The sequence below is a fragment of the Acinetobacter sp. V89_7 genome (assembly GCF_029967895.1).
Lineage (GTDB): Bacteria > Pseudomonadota > Gammaproteobacteria > Pseudomonadales > Moraxellaceae > Acinetobacter > Acinetobacter soli.
Genome location: NZ_JASCAJ010000033.1, coordinates 45,547 through 67,549, shown reverse-complemented (window position 1 = coordinate 67,549; position 22,003 = coordinate 45,547). Strand labels below are relative to the sequence as shown.

Annotated in this window: 19 protein-coding genes and 1 pseudogene; 1 reads left to right on the top strand and 19 read right to left on the bottom strand. The window is 43.5% G+C overall.

Annotated features, from left to right (window positions below; all coding sequences use genetic code 11):
* Positions 1 to 21: 21 nt before the first annotated feature.
* From QLG00_RS14055 to tviB, 11 genes are all read right to left on the bottom strand, one after another.
* Entirely contained in the window at positions 22 to 1,671 is a 1,650-nt protein-coding gene (locus QLG00_RS14055; protein ID WP_282471258.1) for an O-antigen ligase family protein, read from the bottom strand.
* Between the two features lie 63 nt (positions 1,672 to 1,734).
* Positions 1,735 to 3,609, bottom strand: coding sequence for a nucleoside-diphosphate sugar epimerase/dehydratase (locus QLG00_RS14050; protein ID WP_282471296.1), 1,875 nt, complete (start codon positions 3,607 to 3,609; stop codon positions 1,735 to 1,737).
* A 32-nt stretch (positions 3,610 to 3,641) separates the two neighbouring features.
* Complete coding sequence (locus QLG00_RS14045; protein WP_282471257.1) at positions 3,642 to 4,835, bottom strand: DegT/DnrJ/EryC1/StrS aminotransferase family protein; 1,194 nt, start codon at positions 4,833 to 4,835, stop codon at positions 3,642 to 3,644.
* A complete protein-coding gene (locus QLG00_RS14040; protein WP_151747137.1) occupies positions 4,829 to 5,524 on the bottom strand; it encodes an acetyltransferase in 696 nt (231 codons plus the stop codon). The genes QLG00_RS14045 and QLG00_RS14040 overlap by 7 nt, the downstream gene beginning before the upstream one ends.
* Positions 5,505 to 6,119, bottom strand: a complete 615-nt coding sequence (locus tag QLG00_RS14035) for a sugar transferase (protein ID WP_282471256.1) — start codon at positions 6,117 to 6,119, stop codon at positions 5,505 to 5,507. The genes QLG00_RS14040 and QLG00_RS14035 overlap by 20 nt, the downstream gene beginning before the upstream one ends.
* Positions 6,113 to 7,261: a glycosyltransferase family 4 protein gene (locus QLG00_RS14030; protein ID WP_282471255.1), complete on the bottom strand. Its 1,149-nt coding sequence runs from the start codon at positions 7,259 to 7,261 to the stop codon at positions 6,113 to 6,115. The genes QLG00_RS14035 and QLG00_RS14030 overlap by 7 nt, the downstream gene beginning before the upstream one ends.
* Positions 7,258 to 8,340 (bottom strand): glycosyltransferase, encoded by a 1,083-nt coding sequence (locus QLG00_RS14025; RefSeq protein ID WP_282471254.1) that lies wholly within the window; start codon positions 8,338 to 8,340, stop codon positions 7,258 to 7,260. The genes QLG00_RS14030 and QLG00_RS14025 overlap by 4 nt, the downstream gene beginning before the upstream one ends.
* A gap of 12 nt (positions 8,341 to 8,352) precedes the next feature.
* Positions 8,353 to 9,453: a glycosyltransferase gene (locus QLG00_RS14020; RefSeq protein ID WP_282471253.1), complete on the bottom strand. Its 1,101-nt coding sequence runs from the start codon at positions 9,451 to 9,453 to the stop codon at positions 8,353 to 8,355.
* Entirely contained in the window at positions 9,450 to 10,745 is a 1,296-nt protein-coding gene (locus tag QLG00_RS14015; protein WP_282471252.1) for a lipid II flippase MurJ, read from the bottom strand. Before QLG00_RS14015 ends, QLG00_RS14020 begins: the two co-directional genes overlap by 4 nt.
* Positions 10,746 to 10,750: 5 nt before the next feature.
* Positions 10,751 to 11,776 carry an NAD-dependent epimerase/dehydratase family protein gene (locus QLG00_RS14010; RefSeq protein WP_151791635.1) on the bottom strand — a complete coding sequence of 342 codons (1,026 nt, stop codon included), beginning with the start codon at positions 11,774 to 11,776 and terminating at the stop codon, positions 10,751 to 10,753.
* Between the two features lie 30 nt (positions 11,777 to 11,806).
* Entirely contained in the window at positions 11,807 to 13,087 is a 1,281-nt protein-coding gene (gene tviB, locus QLG00_RS14005; protein WP_282471251.1) for a Vi polysaccharide biosynthesis UDP-N-acetylglucosamine C-6 dehydrogenase TviB, read from the bottom strand.
* Between the two features lie 298 nt (positions 13,088 to 13,385).
* Between tviB and QLG00_RS14000 the strand changes: the two genes are divergently transcribed.
* On the top strand, positions 13,386 to 13,748 hold the full coding sequence (locus QLG00_RS14000; protein ID WP_282471250.1) for a HEAT repeat domain-containing protein: 363 nt from the start codon (positions 13,386 to 13,388) through the stop codon (positions 13,746 to 13,748).
* Positions 13,749 to 13,846: 98 nt separating this feature from the next.
* On the opposite strand, the pseudogene QLG00_RS13995 reads toward QLG00_RS14000, so the two are convergent.
* From QLG00_RS13995 to QLG00_RS13960, 8 genes and pseudogenes are all read right to left on the bottom strand, one after another.
* Positions 13,847 to 14,481 (bottom strand): annotated as a pseudogene (locus QLG00_RS13995) (NAD(P)-binding domain-containing protein); the annotation flags it as partial.
* A 122-nt stretch (positions 14,482 to 14,603) separates the two neighbouring features.
* A complete protein-coding gene (gene galE, locus QLG00_RS13990) occupies positions 14,604 to 15,626 on the bottom strand; it encodes a UDP-glucose 4-epimerase GalE (RefSeq protein ID WP_282471249.1) in 1,023 nt (340 codons plus the stop codon).
* A 12-nt stretch (positions 15,627 to 15,638) separates the two neighbouring features.
* Positions 15,639 to 17,309, bottom strand: a complete 1,671-nt coding sequence (pgi, locus tag QLG00_RS13985; protein ID WP_282471248.1) for a glucose-6-phosphate isomerase — start codon at positions 17,307 to 17,309, stop codon at positions 15,639 to 15,641.
* A complete protein-coding gene (locus QLG00_RS13980; RefSeq protein ID WP_282471247.1) occupies positions 17,306 to 18,571 on the bottom strand; it encodes a nucleotide sugar dehydrogenase in 1,266 nt (421 codons plus the stop codon). Before QLG00_RS13980 ends, pgi begins: the two co-directional genes overlap by 4 nt.
* A gap of 11 nt (positions 18,572 to 18,582) precedes the next feature.
* Complete coding sequence (galU, locus tag QLG00_RS13975) at positions 18,583 to 19,464, bottom strand: UTP--glucose-1-phosphate uridylyltransferase GalU (RefSeq protein ID WP_282471246.1); 882 nt, start codon at positions 19,462 to 19,464, stop codon at positions 18,583 to 18,585.
* Positions 19,465 to 19,503: 39 nt separating this feature from the next.
* On the bottom strand, positions 19,504 to 20,109 hold the full coding sequence (locus QLG00_RS13970; protein WP_282471245.1) for a sugar transferase: 606 nt from the start codon (positions 20,107 to 20,109) through the stop codon (positions 19,504 to 19,506).
* Between the two features lie 12 nt (positions 20,110 to 20,121).
* A complete protein-coding gene (locus tag QLG00_RS13965; protein ID WP_282471244.1) occupies positions 20,122 to 20,949 on the bottom strand; it encodes a glycosyltransferase in 828 nt (275 codons plus the stop codon).
* A 6-nt stretch (positions 20,950 to 20,955) separates the two neighbouring features.
* A complete protein-coding gene (locus tag QLG00_RS13960) occupies positions 20,956 to 21,990 on the bottom strand; it encodes a glycosyltransferase family 4 protein (RefSeq protein ID WP_282471243.1) in 1,035 nt (344 codons plus the stop codon).
* Positions 21,991 to 22,003 lie beyond the last annotated feature (13 nt).

Genomic DNA, 22,003 nt, shown 5'->3' with positions numbered 1-22,003 from the left:
CCTTTTTTTATTTCTCAAACATTACTTTGCTTGCTTGAGCGCCGATGCATTGGCCTGCTCTAAATCATAGAGTGTGTAGTCTTTTTTATGCAAACGACTTAAATAGCCGACCTGCTCTCTGGCCTTATCGACCTGTCCATTTGCCAGCAATAATTGCGCGTACTTTTGCATATTGTAAGGTGTGGCTTTGTTGTAGACCATTTTTTCAATTTGATTCAGCTGTTGCAAACTCAACTGAGCCACCGGACTTAATTTTAACCAGTCTAAACGCTGATCAAACTCGGTGAGAACCAAGATCTTGGCACTGCCCCAAATCTCAACATTGGGCGGCTGCTTTTTGATAATTCTGACACTATTGAGTTTATATAGGCTGTAATCGCGCCAGATCAGTGCCAGCAGAATAAAACCTGCAAGCCAAACCACACGGGTGATTCCACGCGGTAACGCGTACCATTTCTGATCGGGTGTCTGCGCTTGAATTAATCCCATCAAGAAACCAACAGGCAATAAAAAATAGGCGTATTGAAGTGGATACTCCAACAAGGCATGAATCAACACGGCTGCCACCATTAAACTGGCCACAATCGACTCGATACGCTTGCTATGATAATTCAGCCAAATCATCCACAGTGTGAAATACACTAAAATGAGACCACCGAGTACTACACCATTCCAGACCAGAATATCCAGTACCACATTGTGCGAGCTATTAAACCAAACGTGAATTGTGTTGAATGGCATACTCGACAGTTCAGCCAGGCTGGTCTGGTTCCATCCATACCCTGTCCACGGCTGCTGCTGAATGGCGTGCAGCATCTGTTCCCAGATGCCGATGCGTTCATGCCCAGCGCTGGCGCGCTGTATGATGCTTGAGGTCTTGACTACATCGGTCTGATTTAAACTCTGGATCCATCTGGTCAATCGCGGGAACGCCAGCCCCACAGCAAAAAATCCAACACCCCACAGCATGATCCAGCTACGGTTGATACGGGTTGGATAGCGCCAAGATTTATACGCCCAGTAAACCAGAAAAAATAGTCCGAATACCCAAGCAGTACGTGACTGGCTTAAGGTAATAGCAAAAATGATTAAAGCTGCGACTGGCCAGAGATAACGCAGTTTCATGGCCTGCGTTTCTGCCAAATACAAACATGCCAAAAGCCCCATAATCAGAAAAGTCGACATATTATTGGGCTGGGCAAAATTTGCATAAGGTCGATGGCTATAAAGCGTCATCACGCCCGGCACATGTGCTTCCAAGTTCAGCCACTGCACACACGCAATCAGACTGGTGGTCAATGCAACGGCATAGAGTACATAACAACATTGGCGTAAGGTCTGCTGCTGATCTGTATGGGTTAAGCTGAGGTTATACCCTAACAGCACTGCGTACCAAAACCCCAGTAAATATGCGGTGGAGAGAAGTGCAGCACTTAGATCGATGACTAAGCCAAAACCCCATTGTAACAATGGAATAAACACAATCGGCAAGCCCAACAACTGAATGCGTGGCAAGCGGAGCGGTTGTTTTAAAAAGACAGTGAGTAAGGTGAGCAAGGCAGCAAAACTGAGCATTTCACTGGCAAAAGTCAACCATGGGTAGCTATGATCGGGCGAAAGCCAAGCAAGACTGATCAGAACGGCGGTCAGAAGAAACAGAACAAAGCGCATAATCGCCACTACAAATTCGGAATGAGGCTATTATACACACGCCATGAATGACCCAAGTTAAAATTAACTCACCACAACTTTATCGCTGCGTTTGTAACCATCTACATAGCATTCTAGCTGATCCAAAATGCTATCCAAATCATTTCGATGCGTATAACTATGCTGAATCAGTTCCATTAGGCCCTTAATTTCATTTAATGCAAACTGCTTTTCAAATGACTTTACAATTCGCTCATGAGCAGTGGGCTGTACATTACTTCGCTCAATCAACAACTCTTCATAAAGCTTTTCGCCCGGGCGTAAACCGGTATAGTGAATTTCGATATCGCCTTCATCATCGGCATGCTCTTTGAGCTTAAGACCACTTAAGGCAATCATTTGTGCAGCCAAATCTCGGATTTTGACTGAATCACCCATTTCAAGCAAAAATACATCTCCCCCCTCACCCATGGCACCCGCCTGAATCACCAGAAGTGCCGCTTCGGGAATGGTCATAAAGTAACGGGTTACCTCAGGATGCGTCACGGTAATCGGGCCACCCGCTGCAATTTGCTTTTTAAAAAGTGGCACTACCGAACCCGAAGAGCCCAATACATTACCAAAACGCACAATACTGATGCGGGTTTTTGGCTGTGTGGCCGCAACTGCCTGACAATACAACTCAGCAAGACGCTTGGATGCGCCCATCACATTGGTCGGGCGAACCGCCTTATCGGTCGAGATCAGTACAAAGGTTTCTACCTGTGCAGCAACGGCTGCATTTAAACTTTTAGCAGTCCCGACACTATTATTGCGTAGACCTTCTATCGGATTGGCCTCAACTAAGGGCACATGCTTATAAGCCGCAGCATGATAGACCGTTTGTACCTGATACTGCTGCATAATTCGGGTCAGTTTTTTTTCATTAAATACCGAGCCCAAAATCGGCAGCACATTGCTGGCAATCTGCTGTAATTCCTGATGAATGCTATACAGTGAAAATTCGGACTGCTCAAACAAAATCAATAATGCTGGTTGACGCTGTAAAATCTGCCGACACAGTTCTGAGCCAATTGAGCCTCCTGCTCCTGTCACCAGCACGACTTTAGCGCGAATATTTTTATCGAGCAGTTCGACGTTGGGAGGAACAGGCTCTCGCCCCAGCAAACTCTCGATATCCACTTCGCGAATATCCGAAATCCGCAGTTGTCCATCGATAATCTGCTCAACACTCGGAATTTCTCGCACCGGTAATGCCAGCGACTCCAGCTTTTGAATAATTTTCATTTTTTGCTGACGTCCAATCGAAGGAATTGCCAGCAAAATCTCATGCAAATGAAAGCGCTGTTTGAGTTGTAGCAACTCATCTGGCGCATACACTTTCAGCCCTTGAACCATCTGGCCTTGTAAGCCCGGTTGGTCGTCTAAAAAGAGTACCGGAATATGGTTTGAAGAGCGCTCTAGCACCAGCGCCATTTGTTGGCCCGCATTGCCCGCACCATAAATGGCAACACGGGTTTTTTCAATATGACTGTATAAGGTATTGTTAATAACAATACGGATACAGGCCCGACTGCACCAGACCCATGCAAACAATAACGACCCAAAAATGATCGGAATACTCATCGGTACAAAGGCTAATCGTAATTTGGCGACCACATAAAGCGCGATCATGTTCAGTAAGACTGCCAAGGCCAGACGTAAAATAAAGTTTTCGTTAAAACTGCGAATCACGGCGCGATAAACACCCGTCAGCCACAAACAACCTAACCCAATCACAATGACCAGAAGCGGCCACCAGCTCATTCCTGCCATGATTGGGGTTTTATAATTAAATAAACGAATGGCAAACGCAAACCACATCAGAAGTGGCAATACACAAGCATCGATCAGCAGCAACAGCGTTTTTTTCTGCAGACGACCGAGTCCAGATAAGTAATTGAGGTAAATCTTGACCATGCCTGTTTTCATTTGAGTTGCCATTGCGTTGGTCACTGGGTCTGCGTACGCGCAGCATCTAATTGCTCAAGTACCTGCTGAATGGCACTCAAGGTCTGCTGCATATTGTCTTGGGTTAAGGTTGGATGCACCAAAAACATCAGGCTGGTTTCCCCTAAAGCCCGTGCATTGGGCAATCGCTGTGCAGGACGCCATGGCGTGTAGTCAAAAGCATGTTCGAGATAAACTTCAGAACATGAACCACTGAAACAGGGCACGCCCAGTACGGTAATTTCTTGCATGATTCGATCACGTGACCAACCCGGTGGCAATTGTTCTGGCACCACCTGTACATAACATTTGTAATAAGCATGTACTGTATCGACGGCAGGTTTTGCCACCAAAAAATACGGCGAATTTTCAAAGGCAGCAAAAATTTGCATGGCATTTTGGGTACGCAGCAATGTCCATTCGGTCATTCGTTTAAGTTGAATGCGCCCAATGACCGCTTGCATTTCCATCATACGCCAGTTGGTTCCAAAGGAATCATGTAACCAGCGAAATCCAGGTGGATGTGGGGTGTGATACACGCTGTCATAGTTTTTACCATGATCTTTATAGGCCCACATTTTTTTCCAAAGATATTCATCTTGTGTGGTGACCATACCGCCTTCACCCCCGGTGGTCATAATCTTGTCCTGACAAAACGACCATGCACCAATATGCCCAATTGCACCCGCAGATTTGCCTTTATACGATGCACCATGTGCCTGCGCACAATCTTCAATCACATAAATACCACGCTCTTGCGCCAGTTGCATAATCGGGTCCATATCACACATCCACCCCGCCAGATGGACACAGATAATGGCTTTGGTATTGGGCGTAATGACAGCTTCAATGGTGGCTCTAGAAATATTCTGAGAATCTAGCTCCACATCGGCAAAAACCGGATTGGCACCCGCAGTGACAATCGAGCTGGCCGAAGCCAAAAAGGTACGTGATGTGACCACCACATCGTCTCCTGCACCGATATCTAGTGCCTTTAAAGCCAAATCCAGTGCAGTGGTGCCATTGGAAACCGCGACCGCGTAGGCAGCGCCCGCCCATGCGGCAAACTCTTTTTCAAAATCACGGCAATGTTGACCCGTCCAGTAATTGACCCGATTGGAGAGCAGCACATTCGAGACTGCGTCCGCTTCTTCTTGGGTAAAACTGGGCCATGGGGCGAAGGCAGTATTTAACATGCTGAAGGTCCTGATCTTGATATCTTGATAATACGGGCTGGATTACCCACCACCGTTGCGCCATCAGGAACGTCGTCGATGACGACGGCCCCCATTCCCACCACAGCGCCACGACCAATCATTAATGGCCGAGTGGAGGTTCCCTGCCGCAGCATGGCGCCAGCACCAATATAGGCGTGATCACCAATATGCACATTGCCGTTGCACTTGACCGACGGTGCAAACGTGACGTAATTGCCAATCACACAGTCGTGTGCCACATAACTAAAATAATTGGCATGAAAGAAATCGCCTACACGAATATTCGAGCTGAAATGCACATGATTGCACAGTACGGCGCCTTGCCCAATCTGCACATCATCCATCTGGATCTGGGTCGCAGCCCATACACTCCAGTGCTGAAGCGAGTGTTGTTCGAGCTTTTGTACCAGTCGTTCACGTATCTGGCTGTTGGCGATGGCAATACAGACATATTTCGCTGTCGCTTCAAGTGCCACAAATGCATCAAACGACAGCACACGGTGTCCATTGACCCATTCAGCCGATTCGGCATCATCGATAAATACCAGTTCGTAAGCACTCTCTAAATCAGCCGCCTGCAACTGGGCACGCGCCAGCGGCATGACACCGCGCCCAAAACCACTGGCGCCATAAATGGCATAAAGCGTTTTAAGGGGTTCGCTCGTCATCTTTTGGATTTCCGGTAAATCGCGTCATGGTCACGGCCTCAGACTGATTGATGCCTTCTTTAATCAGCACCTTTTTGACGGTCTGTAGCATGATTTTAAAATCAAGCCAGATCGACTGATGCTCGACATACCAAGTATCGAGTCTAAATTTTTCCTGCCAGCTAATCGAGTTACGCCCATTGACCTGTGCATGGCCGGTCATGCCCGGGCGTACATTGTGCCGCTTGGCCTGCTCTTCGTTATACAGCGGCAAGTATTCCATTAACAATGGACGCGGTCCGACAATACTCATGTCGCCTTTAATCACATTCCATAGCTCGGGCATTTCATCTAGGCTGGTCGAGCGCAGCATCTTACCAAAGGGTGTCAGGCGCTGATCATTGGGCAAAAGCTGCCCAGAGGCATCACGTGCATCGGTCATGGTGCGAAACTTGATCATATCAAAAGGTTTGCCATACAAACCTGGACGTGTCTGACGAAACAGTACAGGTGAGCCCAAATTTTTACGGACTTTATACGCCACATACAGATAAAGCGGCGATAAAACCACCAGTGCAGTGGATGCAATCACAATATCAAGGCTTCGTTTTAGCATGACGGCTTCACACCCATTTCGGTCAGCATGTGTGCATTCACCCGATGCACATCATATTTAGTTAAAGCAATTTCTCGAGAACGTTGTCCCATATCTTCTACTCGCGCTGGCTGGTCGATACACTGCTGCATCGCATTCACCAACGCATCTACCGATTTTACTGCAACCAGATAACCATTTTCATCTTCAATCACGGTTTCACGGCAGCCCGGTGCATCGGTGGTAATGACAGCACGGCCCATCGCCATGGCTTCTAGCACGGTACGTGGCGTACCTTCACGATATGAGGGCAATACATAGACCGATGTTGCGGCAATGGCCGGACGAACATCTTTGAGTTTACCCCAATACGTGACGCGTTGCTCTTGCACCCATTGATCTAGCTCTTCTCTATTTATGGCATTAGTTTTTTTATCTAACCAGCCCACCAGATGAAATTCGATCTCGGGATACGTGGCTTTAATTTTGGCAGCAGCAGCGGCATATTCTCGCACACCTTTATCGCCGAGCAAGCGTGCGATCAATAGAAACGCCACTTTCGGCTGCCCGTTTGCCTGTCTTGGTAATTCAACCTGATCAAATTTAGCCAGATCGACCCCTGAGCCATTGACAACCACGGCAGGCTTATTGCGCTCGATCAAATTCATGTGTCGAAACAGCGCCAGATCATCTGGATTTTGAAAAAATACCTTATCGCTATAGGTCAGGGCTTTTTTATACAGGCCGTGCACAGCACGCTGAAACAAACTTTTGGCCTGACCCTCACCACGCTGAAATGCATAGCCCAATCCGGTAATCAGAGCAAAGCGCTGTGGCACGCGAGCAAGCCATGCCGCCCATGTGCCATAGATCACAGGTTTAATGGTATAAGACAACACCATATCTGGCTGTACCCGACGAATCACGCGATATAACGCAAATAGCGTGTTCAGATCGGCCAGCGGATTGGTGCCTGTGCGCTGCATGGGAACTTCGAGCACCGTATAGCCTAACTGTGTCAGTGCTGTCACTTGTTCAGGGAAATCGGCATGATTGGGCGCAATCACGACAACTTCATGCCCTTGTGCGGCAATGGCTTCTAAAAGTTTGCCTCGAAAGTTGAGTACCGACGGCAAATAACTGCTAATCATTAAAAATTTCATTGGCAAGAGGCCCAAAGTGCTGCGTATTGGTCCGCAACATGATCAAGACTAAACTGTGCAGCAACACGTGCACGCGCTTGGGTTTTTAAAATTTGTTGGTCTGTATCGGACAATTTAAAATAATGCGCTACTGCATCGGCCAATGCATCGACATCACGCGCAGGGACCACATAGCCAGTCTCCTGCACAATGAAGCCTGCATCGCCCACATCGGTGGTCACACAAGGCACACCCGAAGCCATCGCCTCGATCAGTACCGTTGGTAGGCCTTCGGTAATTGAGGTCATCACCAGCAGATCCAGCCCTTGGTAAAAACGTGGCATATCGTGGACTGGCCCGAAGCATATCACTTTATGCGGCGCAATCTGATAGCGCTGCATCAGCGCGGCAATCTCAGGCTGCTCTGCCTCTACGCCCTTACCCGCCAGATGAAAGACCACTGGAAGCGCTTGCAGCTTCGCGATCATGGCAAATAAATACTCGAAACCTTTGGCAGCATGGTAGCGTCCGGCAAATCCAATCACCATCGGCGTGTGGCGCTCGGCTTGAGTATGAAAGTCTTGCAGTGTAATTCCGTTGGGAATCACACAGCCTCGTGCCGAGTGAAACCCAAATTGTTGATGCTGCTGAGCCGCGGCATGCGCACAATATACAATGGCCTCGGGGCGAGCCGAAAGACGACGACTCAGCAGTAAAGCCAGTTTGGTGCTGCGTGACTCATCTTTGAGCGCAGCCAAGGAATGATGAATTCCCCATACAATGGGTGGATGCGACGCCCCACTCAAACAGGCCAGCGAGACCAGCACATTGGCATGGTACATCCAGCACTGGATCACCGCCGGCTGAAGCGCTTTGATCTGCCGACGCAACTGTAGCAGACAAGACAAAGTATTGATGCCGTTCCAGTGCAATGCCTTCACCGATGCACAACGATCTAGTGCAGCCTGATAAGTATTATTGACCCGCATCAGCGCGATCATATGATGTTCGTGCTCGGGCTGTGCCTGAATCAGACGTGAGAGCATGCTCTCTGCGCCACCCAGCGCAGAAAAGTTTGTAATAACATGCAACACCTTCATGCGCTGCCGCTCCTAAATCAGGGCCAGATAGGCCTGTGTAATGGCATCCAAGCCATAGACCTGTTCTGGATGTTGAGCGCGATCTGTCTGAATATCGCCCTGTAAAACCTTAAACAGTGCATCGCTCAGTGCCGCCTGATCCTGATTGGGCACCAAAACACCATAGCGCCCCTGCTCCAGAATTTCACGTGGCCCACTCGGACAATCGGTCGACACAATATTGAGCTTTAAAGCCAATGCCTGAATCAGCGCACCGGGTAATCCTTCCCATTTCGAGCTCATCACATACACATCGGCCTTGGCCATGTATGCAAATGGATTGGCACGAAAGCCCGGCAGTGCCACATATTGTTGAAGCCCTAGAGTATGAATCAGGCTCTCTAACTCAGCGCGCTGCTCACCTTCGCCCAGAATGAAGAGATGTGCCGGCGTGCGCTGGATCAGCTGAGCAAACGCATGCAGCAACAGCGGATAATTTTTGGCTTCGGTTAATCGCCCAGCCGCCACAATCACAGGTATGCTACGCTCGGGCAGAAACCAAGGCTCTTCAACTGCTGCTTGGGCCAGCTGGTATAGCTCCGGCGTAATCACGGGATCGTAAATCACGTGTGTTTTCGGCAAGGCAGTACCCAAATACTGCTGCATATCGTCGGCCACGCCTTGCGATACCGGAACCAAAACATCACAGCGCTGATACACCCAGCGCATCGCGCTTTGTAGCAACCACTTTTTTAGACCAGTACGATGTTTTAAATTCACACTGGCTGTACTGGTTTCGCGGCAAATCAGGCGTGTTGTGATACCCGATAAATGTTTTGCCCAATACACCATAATATTGGTGTGGGTCATGGTGCTAATCAGCGCATCGGGCTGTACCTGCTTGAGCCATGCCACCAATGGCCGCGTCATGTACTTCACCTGACCACAGGCTAAATCGACCAAATGCACAGCAGGAGACAACTCGGCTTTGAGTTTGGATTTTTCGCCTGCAAGATTGACCGCAATGACATAAGTTTCCAGTCCGGCATTGGCAAAACCATTGGCCAGTAATACCGCGGTACGTTCAGCACCGCCGCCGCCCAAAGTCGGAATGATCAAGGCTACTTTTTTCATTGCGGACGTTTCCTATACAGCACAATGTGCGTGAGTAAATACACAGCCGATACCAGATACACCAGCATCAAGGCCCAGCCTAGGCTTTCTATGCCCTTGCCTAAATACACAATCCAGTAGGCACCCGACAAAAAAAACAAGACCAGTGAAATGAGATTGCCAAGCACAAAAATACGCGAAATCCGTAACGATACCACAAGCCTCGACAGCAACACACACGGCACATAAAACGGAATATACAGCAGCAAATACTTTAAAATATAGGCCACCTGTACCGTGCTTTCGGCACTAAAGCGACCACGCTCGAACACCAGCGCGACAATAGGCTCTACAAAAAAATACAGCGGCAACAGCAACAGCGCAAACACCACAAAGCTCAAAGCCGCCAGCTTCAATCCTTCGCGAATTCCGTGAGCAGAGTCTTTTACAATCTGCTCCGCAATATGCGGGAACAACACCGAATTAATGATAATCCCCACCAGCATCAGGCCCGTAGACACCAGTTTGGTGGCATAGTTCAAACTCGCCACCTGCCCATCGCCTAAATAACCCGCCAGATAATTTGAAATGACCGGTAATAAGCCCAAGATTGCTGATGAAAACACGATCCAGAAAAAATCTTGAATCAACGGCCTATGCTTGTAAAAAAGTGCGCTACGCGGGCGCTGCCACTGAAACGCGATCTGCCGCCGTAAGGTCAGATACTGCCCCGTCAAACGTAGCCCAAAGCCCAAATACCAGCCGCAGGTGAGCAACAGTGCCGCAGGAACCTGCTGAATACTGAGTAGCACAATGGTGCCCAAAGGAATAAATAGCGAAAATAGATTGTTGATCAGACTGCGTTTTTCGGCATTTAGAATGCTATCAAAATAAGAGGTCAGACCTTGTACCACAATCATAGGCGCAAGCAGCAGGCCTATGGTGATGATTTGCTGATTTTTTCCGGGTGTGGCATGCAAAAAAAATGGCTGTAACAGCGCACTATATGCCACGCACACCCCACTGAGCAGCACTAAAAATAGCAGGTTCAGCCCCATCATTTCGGAGAAAAACAGCGCTTGCGCCTGCTCAGCCTTGGCCTGCAAATAGGCAGGCATAATGGTGGCATTGATGGATGAGCCGTATAAACTGACCAGATACAGCGGAACGCTTAAGGCCAGATAAAACACGTCAATTTGACTGGATACCCCAAAGTGATAGGCCACCAGCATTTCTTTGACAAAGCCTAATGCACTGACAGCCAGACCAATTAAAAGTACCAGTGCAGACGACGACAGAAGCTTTTTATACATTGAAATCAGGTTAAATCCTGCACATACCACTGCATGGCCTGTTCAATACCTTGTGCAAATTTATGTGTCGGTACATAACCCAGTAAGTGACTAATTTTGGAGATATCCGCTTGAGAGTGTCTTACATCTCCTGCACGGAACTCCCGATGTACCGCATCTTTTGCGTATTGCACCTGATTATTCGCAAGTGCATTACGAATTGCCTCAAACAACTGATTGAGCGTGGTACGGTCACCGACTGCCACGTTGTACACCTGATTCTTAGCCGCTTCTGATGAGGTGGTTGCAGCCAACAGATTGGCTTGTACCGTATTTTCAATAAAGCAGAAATCGCGACTGGTTTCGCCATCACCGTTGATAAACACATCTTGGCCCTGAATCATGGCTGCAGTCCATTTTGGAATAACCGCCGCATAGGCACCATTTGGATCTTGGCGCTGACCAAAGACGTTAAAATAACGCAGGCCGATACACTCAAAGCCATAACTGCGTGCAAAGACATCGGCATAGATTTCATTGACATACTTGGTAACCGCATAGGGTGAAAGCGGCTTGCCAATATTGTCTTCAACTTTAGGTAATGCGGGGTGATCACCGTAGGTAGAGCTACTGGCAGCATAGGTAAAGCTTTTAACCTGCGCATCTCGAGCCGCCACCAACATATTTAAAAAGCCACCAATATTGACACTATTGGTGGTAATCGGGTCGTCTAATGAACGTGGTACAGAACCGAGTGCAGCCTGATGCAACACATAATCGACGCCCGCACATGCCGCATGACAGGTGTGCAGATCGCAAATATCACCTTCAATAAAACGAAAATTGGCCCATTGTTCAGCGCTGACCAAGCCTTGAACTTCATCTAAATTGTGCTGATGCCCTGTGGCAAAGTTATCTAGCCCCACCACACGCTGATTTAATTTCAGCAAGGTTTCGAGCAGATTTGAACCAATAAAACCTGCAACCCCTGTCACCAACCATGTGCTGGGTGTCGCTTTGAGCGACGTACACAAATCTTGATAAGCCGTCATGATGATCTCTCCACTTAACCGCACTACAACTTACAAACGGATATCCGACTGCGCGTGATCCAGTACATATTTTAAATCGTAGACCACATGATTGGCGCGTCCTAATGCATGAATCGCTTCACTGCCCATGGCTTTAAACTGATCATGGGCGACCGCTAAAATAATCGCATCGTAACGACCTTGCTCAGGCTGGGCCACCAGATCAATCGCGTATTCATGACGCGTTTCTTCAGCATCTGCCCACGGGTCGTAAATATCGACTTGCATATTGAAGTCTTTTAGCTCCGTCACGATATCGACAATTTTGGTATTACGAATATCGGGACAGTTTTCTTTAAAGGTCAGGCCCAAAATCAGTACCTTGGCATCTTCAATCTGGATGCGCTTTTTATTCATGGTTTTGATGAGCTGATTGGCCACATACATGCTCATGTTGTCGTTTAAACGACGGCCTGCCAGTATAATTTCAGGGTGATACCCAATGGCCTGTGCCTTGTGGGTCAGGTAATACGGATCGACCCCGATACAGTGGCCCCCAACCAAGCCCGGACGAAACGGTAAAAAGTTCCATTTGGTGCCCGCGGCCTTAAGTACCGCTTCGGTGTCGATGCCCATTTTATTAAAAATAATCGCCAGTTCATTAATCAGGGCAATATTGACATCACGCTGGGTGTTTTCAATGACCTTGGCTGCTTCGGCCACCTTAATGCTTGGTGCCTTATGGGTGCCAGCTTCAATAATCAATTGATACACCGCATCGACGTAATCTGCAATTTCAGGGGTAGAACCCGCCGTGATTTTTAAAATATTGGTCACACGGTGCGCTTTATCGCCAGGATTGATACGCTCGGGGCTATAACCCGCAAAAAAATCCTGATTAAAGCTTAAACCCGACACTTGCTCTAAAATCGGCACGCAGACATCTTCGGTTGCGCCCGGAAATACCGTCGACTCATACACCACCACATCGCCTTTTTTAAGTGCGCGACCAATGGTCTGTGACGCTTTGATGAGCGGTGTGAGATCTGGCTGTTTAAACTGGTCAATCGGGGTGGGTACAGTCACAATAAAGAAATTGCAATCTTGCAAATCTGAGACATCGCACGAATAGTGTAAATGCTTGGCCTGTTGCAGCTCGTCTGCACTGACCTCAAGCGTATGGTCTTGCCCCTGCTGTAGCTCGCTGATGCGTTTTTGATGGATATCAAACCCGACTACAGCAACATGCTTGCCAAACTCGACGGCCAGCGGTAAGCCCACATAGCCCAAACCAATGATAGCAATACGAAGATTTTGAAGATCTAGAGGCATGCAAGACGACATAAACGTTGATTATTCTGTGAATAGATGCAGTTATTCTACAACATTCTCCATATCGGAATGTGTCATTTTTTTGGTCTAGGTTTTATTAGATTTTTTTAAAAAAAATGGGGAATATAAAGAAAAATTTATAACTGCGAAGTAAGGCACTTTTTTGTAACTCTATGTAAATTTAATCACATAAAAATTAAAAATATTTTTAAAATTAACATCTTAAGTATGTTTTATTATGTAAACTAGAGCATAATTAAGCTATGAAGTTTACTTTATCGCTACAGAGGATGTCGCATTGAAAACTGAATTTGAATTTTTGGTCAGATTAATACAATCTAATTCATTAGATATCAGATTGACTGCAATCGGTGCGATAGCCAAAACCAAACAAAACAACTCGCTTGTGATTGAGATCTTATCTCACGTTATCAAATTTAATAGTGAACCAGAAAAAAATGCGGCAATTCAGGCACTCGGTGAGATAGGCGGCCGAGATGCGATAGATATTTTAATGAATGAAATACAAACCCCAACAACCAACTCTATAAAAAAATTGGCTATCAACGCTTTAGGCGAGGCCATGAAGAATACGGAATTGAATGAATTGGCAGAAAACCTAGCAGATCATAAACAAGAATCACGATTGAGAGTGATGTAATGCTCAAATTACTTGGTTAACCTGTAACCAGATCATTTAGCATCAGTTATCTTAAATACGTCATGATGCTCACATCTCTTAGTCTTTTGCTCAATTTCATCAATGAGCTTTGCTGCCCCAGCCACCTTAATACTTGGTGCTTTATGGGTGCCAGCTTCAATAATCAACTGATACACCGCATCGACGTAATCTGCAATTTCAGGGGTAGAACCCGCCGTGATTTTTAAAATATTGGTCACACGGTGCGCCTTATCGCTAGGATTAATACGCTCGGGGCTATAACCCGCAAAAAATCCTGATTAAAGCTTAAACCCAACACTTGCTCTAAAATTGGCACACAGACATCTTCGGTTGCGTCTGGAAATACCGTCGATTCATACACCACCACATCACCTTTTTTAAGTGCGCGACCAATGGTTTGTGACGCTTTGATGAGCGGTGTGAGATCTGGCTGTTTAAACTGGTCAATCGGGGTAGGTACAGTCACAATAAAGAATTTACAATCTTGCAAATCTGAGACATCGCACGAATAGTGCAAATGCTTGGCCTGTTGCAGCTCGTCTGCACTGACCTCAAGCGTATGGTCTTACCCCTGCTGTAGCTCACTGGTGCGTTTTTGATGGATATCAAACCCGACTACAGCAACATGCTTGCCAAACTCGACGGCCAGCGGTAAGCCCACATAACCCAAACCAATGATAGCAATACGAAGATTTTGAAGATCTAGAGGCATGCAAGACGACATAAACGTTGATTATTCTGTGAATAGATGCAGTTATTCTACAACATTCCATTAGAAAGAAATGTGATTTTTAATACGTAAAATAGGCAGCTTAAAGCTGCCTATTTTACGTATTAGTTTTTTGAATAACCCAATGGATTTTTTTGCTGCCAGTTCCAACTGTCTGCAAGCATATCTTCTAATTTGTACTTCGGCGTCCATCCTAATTCTGTGACTGCTCGTTTATTATCTGCATATGAGGTTGCAACATCTCCCGAACGACGTGGCGCAAATTCAAATGCGATCGATCGACCATTGACTTGCTCAAAGGTATCTTTCACTTGCAATACAGATGAACCATTACCTGTACCAATGTTCCATACACGACAGCCTGTATTGCTTAAACGATTGTTTAACGCACACAAATGCGCGTTTGCAAGATCCACAACATGTATATAATCACGCACGCCAGTTCCATCAATGGTGTCGTAATCACAACCAAATATGGATAGTTTTTCACGACGACCAACTGCCACTTGAGTTACATAAGGCATTAAGTTATTAGGAATACCTTGTGGATCCTCTCCAATTTGACCACTTTTATGCGCACCAACAGGATTAAAATAACGCAGCAACGCAATTGACCAGCGAGAATCTGCTTCTGCAAGTTTTTGTAATATCTGTTCAACTACGAGTTTTGTATAACCATAGTTATTGGATGGCATACCAGTAGGCATATTCTCATTGAGTGGAGATATATTTGATTCATCATATACAGTGGCAGAAGAGCTAAAAACTAAATTGAAAACCTGAGCACGCTGCATTGCATCAATAAGTTGAATACTACCTGCAATATTATTATCAAAATAAGTAAGAGGCTGTGATTGGCTCTCACCAACTGCTTTTAAACCCGCAAAATGAATGACTGCATCTATATGATATTCAGAAAAAATTTGATCTAACAAATCAGCATTTCGAATATCACCTTCAACAAAAGTTAGCTTCTTTTCAGTCAAAGTTTGTACACGCGCCAAAGACTCGACGGAACTGTTAGATAAGTTATCGATGACTATAACTTCATGTTGCGCATTGAGTAATTCAATGCAGGTATGCGAACCAATATAACCTGCACCACCTGTCACTAAAATTTTTGACATTTTGAACACTTCCTAATATTTCTTACTTTTCATTAACAATTGAATAAGCCCTTGTGTAGAAGCATCTAGCTGGTCTATTTCCGTTTGATCGCCATTTAAAATAGGTAAAATTTGATTCGCAATTTCTTTACCTTTTTCAACTCCCCACTGATCAAAGGGATTGATATCCCACAACACTGACTGCACAAAAACTTTATGCTCGTACAATGCGATAAGCATTCCTAGGGTTTTTGGATTTAATTCCTGAATCAACAACGTAGAGCTTGGCTGATTTCCAGTATATTGTTTATAGGAAGGCAAATTTTCTAATTCTTGTGGGCAGAGCGCTTTATTTCCGAAGGCAAGAAGTCTTGACTGCGCCAAGCAATTTGATAGTGCAAGATGATGTTGCTCAATTAAAGCCGTGGCATTTTCAACATAAGTGAAATGATTTGAATTATAGCGCTGAATTGGCGCAATGAAATCACAACTAACTTCATGTGTTCCTTGATGTAACAACTGATAAAAAGCATGTTGAGCGTTAGGACCTACCTCTCCCCACACAATAGGGCAAGTTGCATGTTGAACCTTGCAATTGTTTCGTTGAACTGACTTACCATTAGATTCCATTTCTAGCTGCTGTAGATAGGAAGCAAAATACTTTAAGCGACCATCATAAGGTAGTACAGCATGTGTCTGCATACCTAAGAAGTTCGTATTCCAAGCACCTAGCAATGCCATTAAAACAGGTAAATTCTTAGAAAAAGGCATTTCTTTGAAATGTTCATCTACAAGATATGCACCTTCTAAAAAAGCTTTGAAGCCCTCTACACCGATTTTTAAAGCAATAGGAAAACCGATACATGACCACAGCGAATAACGTCCGCCGATCCAGTCCCAAAGTAATAACTGATGGTCAGGATGAATACCCCAAGCTGTCATCTTCTCTGGTTTAGTCGATACGCCAATAAAATGACTTTTTATAACACACTCACGCTTTCCTAAACTTTTCTCAAGCCACAAACGTACTGTTTCAGCGTTAGATAATGTATCAACAGTACCAAAAGACTTTGAAGAAATGACAAATAAGGTTGTTTCAGGACGCAGTTGATGTAGCAAATCACTTAGCTGACTACCATCCATTGTAGAAACAAAATGAATATTTAATGGCTTTATAGTTTTAACTTTAAAATCTGATAATGCATGACAGGCCATTAAAGGTCCTAAATCTGAACCACCAACCCCTATATTCACCACATCTTGAATAATCTCTCCAGTAACACCCCGATACTGACCTGCATGTATTTTTTCAACCAAATCGAACATTCGATTAAGTTGCTCATGTATACTCGAAAGCTCAGAGTATTGCATTTCTGCACTCTGTGGCACACGTAACAACCAATGCATTGCTGCGCGCTGTTCTGTATAGTTAATTAACTGATTTGAAAAAAGATTTTTAATCCATGTAGAAAGTTCTTTATCCTCAGCCCATTTCACCAGAGCGTTGAGCACTAATTGATTAATTCGCTGCTTACTATAGTCGAATATTAAATCGTCAAATTTTAATGCAAATTGATCAAAACGGTCATGTTGCACTTCAAATAAATCGTTTAGATGATGCTTTTTCATTTCTAATGCAAGCTCTATTAGCGTGCTAGCAGTTGAAATGGTTTGTTTTGGGAATTTCTCTATATTTTGAGTCATGCTCGACCAATCCCTTCATAAGCAAAACCTTGCGCTCTCACGAAGTGGGGATCATATATATTACGCCCATCGAGAAGTAGCGGATGTTTCATTAATTGCTTTAATTTTTTGAAATCAGGCGAATGATATTGCTTCCATGCCGTTATCACACATAGTGCATCTGCATTTTTAGCAGCCTCGTATGGATCTGTACTTAACGTTAAGTCTTCGCGCGCTCCATAAATATCGTAAATTTCTTGTAAGGCTTGAGGATCATGTAATTTTACATGCACACCTTGTGCCCATAATGCATTTAACATTACGTGCACAGGTGAGTTATGAACACTCGAACTATTGACTTTAAACGCGGCTCCCCAGATGGTTATAGTTTTATTTTTCAAATCTGAGTGATAATAACGCCATAACTTTCTGAACAATATCTCTTTTTGATGCTCGTTAATTTCCCAAACTTGCTCTAATAATCGACTTTTCATTCCACTGCTTGAGACCGCACTAGATAAAGTCAAAATATCATGAGAAAAATTCTCGCCGCCAAAGCCAACTCCTGCGGACAAGTATGTTGAGCCTATTCTTGTATCTGCTCCCATACCTTGCTGAATATTGGCAATATCAATACCGAGTTTTTCAGCGACTACTGCTAAATCATTGATGTAACTAATACGTGTAGCCAACATACCGGAAATACTTAGTTTGGTAAATTCGGCGTCCAAAATGGGCATAAATAAATATTGATTTTGCTGACGAAAAAAAGGACGCAATAACTCTCTAATGATCACTTTAGAAGATTCATCTTCTACACCAACAATCACATGCTTAACACTTAAGACACTATTAATGGCATTTCCTTCTTGAATTACATCAGGAAAATAGACCCATCGATCTTTAGGCAATAGTATTTGTAATTGACGAGTTCCATGCAACCCAAACGTAGAACCATTAATCATTAATTTCGGATGAATGATCGGTCGCTTAGAAAGCATTTCGAGTGTTGTTTTTGCTAAGAACAACTCTACTGGGCTGTAACAAAAAAAGTAAACATCTACATCAAGTGGAATATCATCTAAAGTAACAGTATTTAACCTCTGGCTTTCACGCTGTTTCTTTAAACGACGACTCACCTCCTCATCATGATACTGCAACATAGGCATTGCATCTGACTGTGTACTGGAGCAATCAACCCAAAAAACAAAGTTACCGTACTCAGAAAGCAAAGCTGCCATCACTTCGGCTTGTAACGTGCTGCCAAATATTGCAATTTTCATTGTCGAGATTCCTAGGATGACGTCTTTAGCTCATCAATTAGTATTTTAAAATCTTGACCTAAAACTGGATGACACATACCGTAGTGTAGCACAGCTTTTAAATAGCCTAATTTACTTCCACAATCGAAAGTTTGACCTTTCATACGATAAGCTTCTACACTTTCTAATTTTTGTAAGGCAGCAATTGCATCGGTGAGTTGAATTTCGTTTCCTGCACCTTTAGGTGTTTGCTCAAGTAACTGCATAATTTTTGCAGGCAGTACATAACGTCCGACAACCGATAGATTTGAAGGCGCTGTACCTACAGTGGGTTTCTCTACTATACCTTGCATTGCAACGCTTTCACCTTCTTCAGGTGATGCTTTTACATCAACAATACCATACTGATCCACCAAATGATCAGGCACGGCTTCGACCATAATTTGTGATGCTTTCGATAAACTAAAGCGCTGAATCATTCGAGCAAGATCATTTTTAGCACTATTATTTTTTACTAATACATCTGGTAACAACACAGCAAAGTCTTCATTCCCAATGACTGATTTTGCACATAACACTGCATGACCCAAACCCAAAGGTTGAGGTTGCCTCACGCTGATTACGCTGATATTACTTGGTAAAATTTCAGTAATTTCTTTAAGTAAATCCATTTTTTTCTTGTTTACTAATGTAGTTTCAAGCTCAAAATTACGATCGAAATAATTTTCTATAGATGTTTTTGAAGAATGAGTCACCAATATAATCTGCTCTATACCGGCTGCCACAGCCTCCTTAACTACGTACTCTATAGCAGGGCGATCTACCACAGTTACCATTTCTTTAGGAATCGATTTACTGGCAGGTAAAAAACGCGTACCAAGACCGGCAACGGGCAAAATAGCTTTTTTAATCATTTAAACAATACTTCGCAATATGAAAACTTAAAGATCAATTTAATCTTGGGCTTGTGAATCATTACCCTTAAACAATGATGGGCCAACATGACCAGGCGCATTAATTCCTTCACGCTTCGTCATAACAGCAACAGTTTTTAGCATAATTTTGAAATCTACTAAAGGATTATGGTTATCTACATACCATACATCACATTTAAAGCGTTCTTCATAATCAAGCTCATTACGGCCACTCACTTGTGCTAAACCCGTCATACCAGGGCGCACTTCTAAGCGTCGTGCTTGCTCTGGTGAGTAAAGTTGTACAAATTCTTTGAGCATTGGTCGGGGCCCAACAACACTCATGTCACCTTTAAGTACATTAATAAGTTGTGGCATTTCATCTAAAGATGTCGAACGCAATTTTTGACCAAATGGTGTGATTCGAGTTTCATCGGGCAACGGATTACCTTGAGCATCGAAAGCATCCTTCATAGAACGAAACTTTATCATTTTAAAGAGCTTACCATTTTTACCTGGGCGCTCTTGATAAAAGAAAATTGGAGCACCTAAATTTTTACGTACTTTTAGGGCTACAATAATGAAAATTGGTAACAAAAAAGTCAATGCCAACAAGGCAATAACTATATCAATTAATCTTTTCATTGCTTAAGTACTCTAATTTTGAGCTTTTTTTCGAAGAAATATATTATAAATCTTGCCAAGCAGATTTGATGGCAACACTCTAAAGGCAGACCTAACAGCGAATAGGATATAAGCGGAGGCTAGAGATTGCAACTTTAATTCCAACTTTAAATTTAGTAACTGTTTTTCACTTTTAATATATTCGTAACCTTTACGACGACCGTGCATACCATTATCAATTCTCGCATAGACCAAAATATCCGCTAAATTTTGAATCTTATAACCTCTAGCAATTACTCTTAAAAAAAGGTTATAATCTTCCATCCACAAATGGTGATGATACCCACCTACCTCAAGAATATGCGATTTGCGATAGGTAATTGTCATATTATTAAAGGGGCTTTGCTTTTTTGCATACTCAGTCAAATCTTCATTTGATAACGGAACTTTACGCATGCCTGTAGGCATACTTATATCTTCAACAAATTCAAGAATCTGACCACCTATAATTGAAACATCGGGATTGTTCTTTAAAAATTCAATTTGCTTTTCGAATCGCTCTGGTACACAGATGTCATCTGTATCGACAATAGATACGATATCAAATGTACATTCTTGCAAACCAATATTTTTTGCTTTACCAGTGCCTACATTTTTATCAAGTTTCTTAACACGTAAAATATTACCCAGCTTTTCTTGCCACTGTGCAATTATGCTATCAAGTTCAAGTGTTAAAGGCCCATCCTCAACTAAAATAATTTCTGTAGGCTTTAAAGTTTGTTTATCCCAAATACTCTCCATACAATCATTAAAGTGCGATGGCTGCTCTTTGTGATAAATAGAGCTTAATACAGAAAACATAAAACTTTATCCTTGCAAGATTTTTTCATTCCAAATTTTTAAAATTTGTTCAGGTTGATATTTTTTAGCATTTAATAAAGATTCTTGTGAAAAACGATCTAATAAATTTGGAGATGAGGCAAGTTTTAAAATGGCTTCTGCCAATTTATCAATATTTTGATCTTCCACTAATAAACCATTTTGATTTTCTTGAATGACATCACTTGGGCCATATGGACAATTATATGAAACAATAGGTAAACCAAAGCTCTGAGCTTCTATTAACACCATTGGGAGACCTTCATATTTGGATGACATTACAAAAAAACTAGATTGCTCATAAACTTGCTTAACATTTGATGTAATTCCCTTCAAACTTACATTTGCGAGAGAATGCTGCTCAATATAGTCTTGCAACATTGTTTTATGCTCACCTTCGCCATAAATATTGAGTTGCCAATCTGGAATATCTTTATATATTTTTTCCCAAGCTTGTAGTAAATGAAGGTAGTTTTTCTGATCAGTTAAACGACCAATCGTTACAATTTGTTTATTGGTATAATTGGATGGTGAAACAATGGGAAATGGTGAAAAATTAGGAATAACAATTACATTAGGATGAAATTTATCGAATTGTTCTTTATCATTTTGGGTCAAAGTAACAACCTGATCAATTCTTGTGTAAAAAAAATGACTGAGCAATTGAACAGTCTTGGGCCTACTGATGAAAGACACATGCTCAAGTGTTACTAATTTATTTAAATTTGGTAGAAAAGTGCAAAGTAGAGATAATTTTCCCATATTATGAATTATCACCACATCATAAGTGCAAGTTGATATATATTTTTTTAATTTTTTATAGAATTGAAATATATTTCCAGTTAATGTAATTACATTTATATTTTCAAATAACGGATAGGCAGTATTGTCTTTAGTAGACTCTCTATTTAAAAGCGTAATCTCATAATCATCTATTCTAGACATCTTATTTGCAAGCTCTACAGCAACTCGCTCCGAACCCGACTTATTTTTTAAGGAATTGATTATAAAAAGAATTTTCATAGCTAACTCATAA